Genomic DNA, 4,383 nt, shown 5'->3' with positions numbered 1-4,383 from the left:
GTCATGACGGCGAGGAGGCGCGCGTCGAGCTCCGGGAGGCGCGCGGCGATGTCCGCGAAGCGGTCGCGGTGCACGAGTCCCACGCGGACGAGGCCGACGGCGGTCGCGGTGGACGGGAAGTGCGTCATGCGCGAGCGCGGCAGGAGCCCGGCCACCTCGCCGGTCGTGACGACCCAGTGGACGGGCTGACCGCCGACGTCGCCCTCGTAGTCGAGCTGCCCCTCGAACATCAGGTGCATGTGCTCGGCGGGCGTGCCCGCGCGGACGAACACCTCGCCGTTGGGGACGGAGCGCAGCTCGGTGATGCCCGCGAGCCACGCGAGGGCGTCCTCGTTCAGGTCCGCGAGGACCTTCACGCCGCGCAGGTCTTCAGGGGTGGGGTGCATGCGGACCTCCTCTCCCAGTGTGCGGCGGCGGCGCGGGGAAACGCGCCGCCCGGTCGGGTGGGCTCAGCGGCGTCCCTTGACGTGCCATTCCTCCTCGCGCAGGCCCGCGTGGGCCCGCGACCGGGTTGTTGAGTTCGTGCGCGAGGCCCGCCGAGAGCCGCCCGAGGGCGCTCATGCGTTCGCGCTGCTCCTCGGCGTGCGCGGCGTCGCGGATGCGGTTCGTCATGACGGCGAGGAGGCGCGCGTCGAGCTCCGGGAGGCGCGCGGCGATGTCCGCGAAGCGGTCGCGGTGCACGAGTCCCACGCGGACGAGGCCGACGGCGGTCGCGGTGGACGGGAAGTGCGTCATGCGCGAGCGCGGCAGGAGCCCGGCCACCTCGCCGGTCGTGACGACCCAGTGGACGGGCTGACCGCCGACGTCGCCCTCGTAGTCGAGCTGCCCCTCGAACATCAGGTGCATGTGCTCGGCGGGCGTGCCCGCGCGGACGAACACCTCGCCGTTGGGGACGGAGCGCAGCTCGGTGATGCCCGCGAGCCACGCGAGGGCGTCCTCGTTCAGGTCCGCGAGGACCTTCACGCCGCGCAGGTCTTCAGGGGTGGGGTGCATGCGGACCTCCTCTCCCAGTGTGCGGCGGCGGCGCGGGGAAACGCGCCGCCCGGTCGGGTGGGCTCAGCGGCGTCCCTTGACGTGCCATTCCTCCTCGCGCAGGCCCGCGTGGGCGTTCGCGGCGCGCGCCATGATGAACAGCAGGTCCGAGAGGCGGTTGAGGTACACGCGCACGTGGTCGTTGACGGGCTCCTCGTGGGAGAGCCGCACGACCTCGCGCTCGGCGCGGCGCGCGACGGCCCGCGCGACCTGCAGCGTGGCGGCGGCGACCGTGCCGCCGGGGTGGATGAACTGCTTCAGGACGGGCGCCGCCTCCTGGTAGCGGTCGATCATCGCCTCGACGCGCGCGACGTCCTCCTCGTCGAGGCGGCTGATGTTCTTGTCGTAGGGGCTCTCCTCGCGCGTGGCGAGGTCCGCGCCGATGTCGAACAGGGCGTTCTGGAGGTAGGCGAGGTCGGCGTCCATCGCGTCCTCGGGGGTGGCGCCCGCCGCGTGCAGGTGTGCGCGCGCGAGCCCGAGGAGGCTGTTGACCTCGTCGACGGTGCCGTACGCCTCGACGCGCGGGTGGGCCTTGCTGACGCGGTCCGCGCCGTACAGGCCCGTCTCGCCCCGGTCTCCGGTCTTGGTGTAGAGCTTCATGCGGGGAGTGTACTTCACGCGCGGGGCGCGGGTCAGTGAGGGCGGACGCGGGAGGCTGCAAGGACGTCGAACGGCGGCCGCTCATGGTTCGGGCTCGACGAGCGGACATCGACACGGCATGGCGGCGGGTGCGGTATCGTCCATCGCTCGGTTCGCTTGCATGTTAGCCTTGTTGTGCAAACCTATTTTTCAAGGGATGTTATGCGAATACGAGTAATAACCGATCGTGGGCACGAGTTGTCGATACTCGGCGCCCTATACCTGGCTGGATACGCCCCTGCGTATCTCCCGGTACTAAATAGCGTCGAAATCACATTAGACGTGAAAGACGACGAAGAATATTTAGATGTGTCGGCGATCATCGTCAAGGCGGCCAAGAACCGTCCCTATACGATTAATTTTCAAAACAGTCCTGACAATCCGATTCCAGGAGTTAACTTTCTGGCAACCGACAACAGGTAAACTTACTGTTTGATTAAAAACAGCGGCAACTCTTTAGTTGCCGCTGTTTCCGCATTCAGACTCCTCAGCGTCCGTTGCGTTCCGTCATCGCCCGCAGGTCCCGCGCGAGTTCCGCGCTGAACGCCTCGGGCCGGGCCCGCCACGTCCAGTTGTGCGGGCCGAGCGTGCCGGGCAGGTTCATGCGGGCGTCGCTGCCGAGGTTGAGGAGGTCCTGCATGGGCACCACCGCGAGGACGGTGCGGGTGCTCCACGCGAGCTCCGTGAGCCGCCACGCGAAGTTCTGGTCGGAAGCGTCGGGAATGAACTCCATCGCGTGGCGCTTCTCCACGTCGCTGGCCTTCTCCCACCAGCCGCGCGTGGTGTCGTTGTCGTGCGTGCCGGTGTACACGACCTGGTTCTCCTTGAGGTTGGGCGGCAGGAACGAGTTCATGTTCCACTCGCCGCTCCCGAAGGCGAACTGCAGCACCGCCATGCCGGGGAAGCCCACGTCGTCGCGCAGCTTGTGCACGCCGGGCGTCATGAGGCCGAGGTCCTCCGCGATGATCGGCAGGTCGCCCAGCGCCTCCTTCACGGCCGCGAAGAGCTCGTGACCGGGCGCCTTCACCCAGCGGCCGTTCACGGCGGTGCTCTCCCCCGCCGGGATCTCCCAGTACTCGTCGAAGCCGCGGAAGTGGTCGATGCGGATCACGTCGTACAGGGCGAGGCTGCCCTCGAAGCGACGGATCCACCAGCGGAAGCCGTCGGCTCCCATGCGGTCCCAGCGGTACAGGGGATTGCCCCACAGCTGACCCGTCTCGCTGAAGTAGTCCGGCGGCACGCCCGCCACCACGGTGGGCTGGCCTTCCTCGTCGAAGTAGAACTCGGCGGGGTTCGCCCAGGCGTCGGCGGAGTCGAGCGCCACGAAGATCGGGATGTCCCCGATGACGTGGATGCCCTTGCCGTGCGCGTACTGGCGCAGCGCGCGCCACTGGCGGAAGAACAGGAACTGCTCGAACACGACGCGGTCCATGTCGCGCGCCATGAGTTCCGCCCAGCGGGCGAGCGCCTCGGGTTCGCGGGTGCGGATGTCCTTCTCCCAGGTATTCCACGCGGCCCCGTCGTGGTTGGCCTTGATGGCGGTGTAGAGGGCGTAGTCGGTCAGCCAGCCCTCCTCGGCGCTGCGAAACGCTTCCAGTTCGGCGCGCAGCGCGGCGCCCTCGCCCTTCTCGAAGTTCTCGAAGGCGCGCGCGAGGATCGCGCGGCGGAACACGTACTGCAACCCGAAGTCCACGCGGTCGTCGCTGAACTCGGGGAGCTCCGTGAGGTCCGCCTCGTTCAGGAGGCCGTCCCGCACGAGCGTGTCGAGGCTGATGAGGTACGGGTTGCCCGCGAAGGCGCTGAAGGACTGGTAGGGGCTGTCGCCGTAGCCGGTCTGACCGAGCGGCATGACCTGCCAGTACTTCTGGCCGGCGTCGGCGAGCCAGTCCACGAAGCGGTAGGCGTGCTCGCCGAGCTCGCCGATGCCGTACGGGCCGGGCAGGGACGTGGGGTGCAGCAGAACGCCGCTGGATCGTGAGAGCGCCATAGTCGCGGCACAGTGTAGCAGTCCCCGCGCCGGGGGTGGCACGGGGACGGCTTGAGCGACCTGTAGGATTCGGGGGGGGACGCCAACAGCCACCCTCCTCGCCGCGCCGGGTGGAGCCTCCTCGCTCCGCTCGGCGGGCTCAGTAGCCGCGCGTCAGGTCCACCCGGTTGCCGGGGTCGCGACCCGCCGCGAGGTCCCCGAGGAAGCCGCGCGTGAAGTCGGCGGCGCGGTCCAGCACGTCCGCCGTGGCGGACCCGACGTGCGGGGTGATCACGACGTTCTCCATGCCCCACAGGGGCGACTCCGGGGGGAGAGGTTCGGGATCGGTGACGTCGAGGAGCGCCCCGCCGAGCGTCCCGTCCTTCAGGGCGGCCACGAGGTCGTCCGTGACGACGAGCGAGCCTCGCCCGAGGTTCAGGAGCCACGCGCCGGGCCTCACGTGCGCGAGCCGCGCGGCGTTCACGATGCCGCGCGTGTCGGGCGTGTCGGGCAGCAGCAGCACCACGTCGTCGGCGCTCGCGAGCGCCGCGTCGATCTCCCGGGTCGTGGAGCGTGAGCGCAGGCCCGTCACGGTCGCGCCGAGCGGGGCGAGCATCGCTTCGAGCTTCTTCCCGATGTGGCCGTGGCCCCACACGACGACGTGACGGCCACGCAGGGTCCACAGGCCGTCCACGCGGCCCCAGCGTCCCCCCCGCTGCAGGTCGCGGGCGCGGTGCAGGCCGCGC

General features: G+C 69.8%; 6 protein-coding genes. 1 reads left to right on the top strand and 5 read right to left on the bottom strand.

Features of this window, described 5'->3' with window-relative positions; genetic code table 11:
- The 3 genes from DEIPI_RS39630 to DEIPI_RS0111855 all read right to left on the bottom strand — a co-directional run.
- Positions 1 to 386 (bottom strand): cyclic nucleotide-binding domain-containing protein (locus DEIPI_RS39630; RefSeq protein ID WP_045234188.1); only part of this gene is annotated, 386 nt, incomplete at its 3' end.
- Positions 370 to 993: a Crp/Fnr family transcriptional regulator gene (locus DEIPI_RS0111860; protein ID WP_027481914.1), complete on the bottom strand. Its 624-nt coding sequence runs from the start codon at positions 991 to 993 to the stop codon at positions 370 to 372. The genes DEIPI_RS0111860 and DEIPI_RS39630, both read right to left, overlap by 17 nt.
- Positions 994 to 1,056: 63 nt before the next feature.
- Positions 1,057 to 1,632 (bottom strand): cob(I)yrinic acid a,c-diamide adenosyltransferase, encoded by a 576-nt coding sequence (locus DEIPI_RS0111855; RefSeq protein ID WP_027481913.1) that lies wholly within the window; start codon positions 1,630 to 1,632, stop codon positions 1,057 to 1,059.
- Positions 1,633 to 1,953: 321 nt separating this feature from the next.
- Between DEIPI_RS0111855 and DEIPI_RS39625 the strand changes: the two genes are divergently transcribed.
- Positions 1,954 to 2,094, top strand: coding sequence for a hypothetical protein (locus DEIPI_RS39625; protein WP_169737087.1), 141 nt, complete (start codon positions 1,954 to 1,956; stop codon positions 2,092 to 2,094).
- A gap of 64 nt (positions 2,095 to 2,158) precedes the next feature.
- Here the strand turns inward: DEIPI_RS39625 and malQ are convergent, their stop codons facing one another.
- Together malQ and DEIPI_RS30615 are read right to left on the bottom strand one after the other, a co-directional pair.
- On the bottom strand, positions 2,159 to 3,658 hold the full coding sequence (malQ, locus tag DEIPI_RS0111850) for a 4-alpha-glucanotransferase (RefSeq protein WP_027481912.1): 1,500 nt from the start codon (positions 3,656 to 3,658) through the stop codon (positions 2,159 to 2,161).
- A 139-nt stretch (positions 3,659 to 3,797) separates the two neighbouring features.
- On the bottom strand, positions 3,798 to 4,383 hold a 586-nt coding region (locus tag DEIPI_RS30615; RefSeq protein WP_045234187.1), incomplete at its 5' end, for an NAD(P)-dependent oxidoreductase.

It is taken from the genome of Deinococcus pimensis DSM 21231, assembly GCF_000519345.1.
Taxonomy (GTDB): Bacteria; Deinococcota; Deinococci; order Deinococcales; family Deinococcaceae; genus Deinococcus_A; species Deinococcus_A pimensis.
This window is presented reverse-complemented; position numbering and strand designations above follow the sequence as displayed.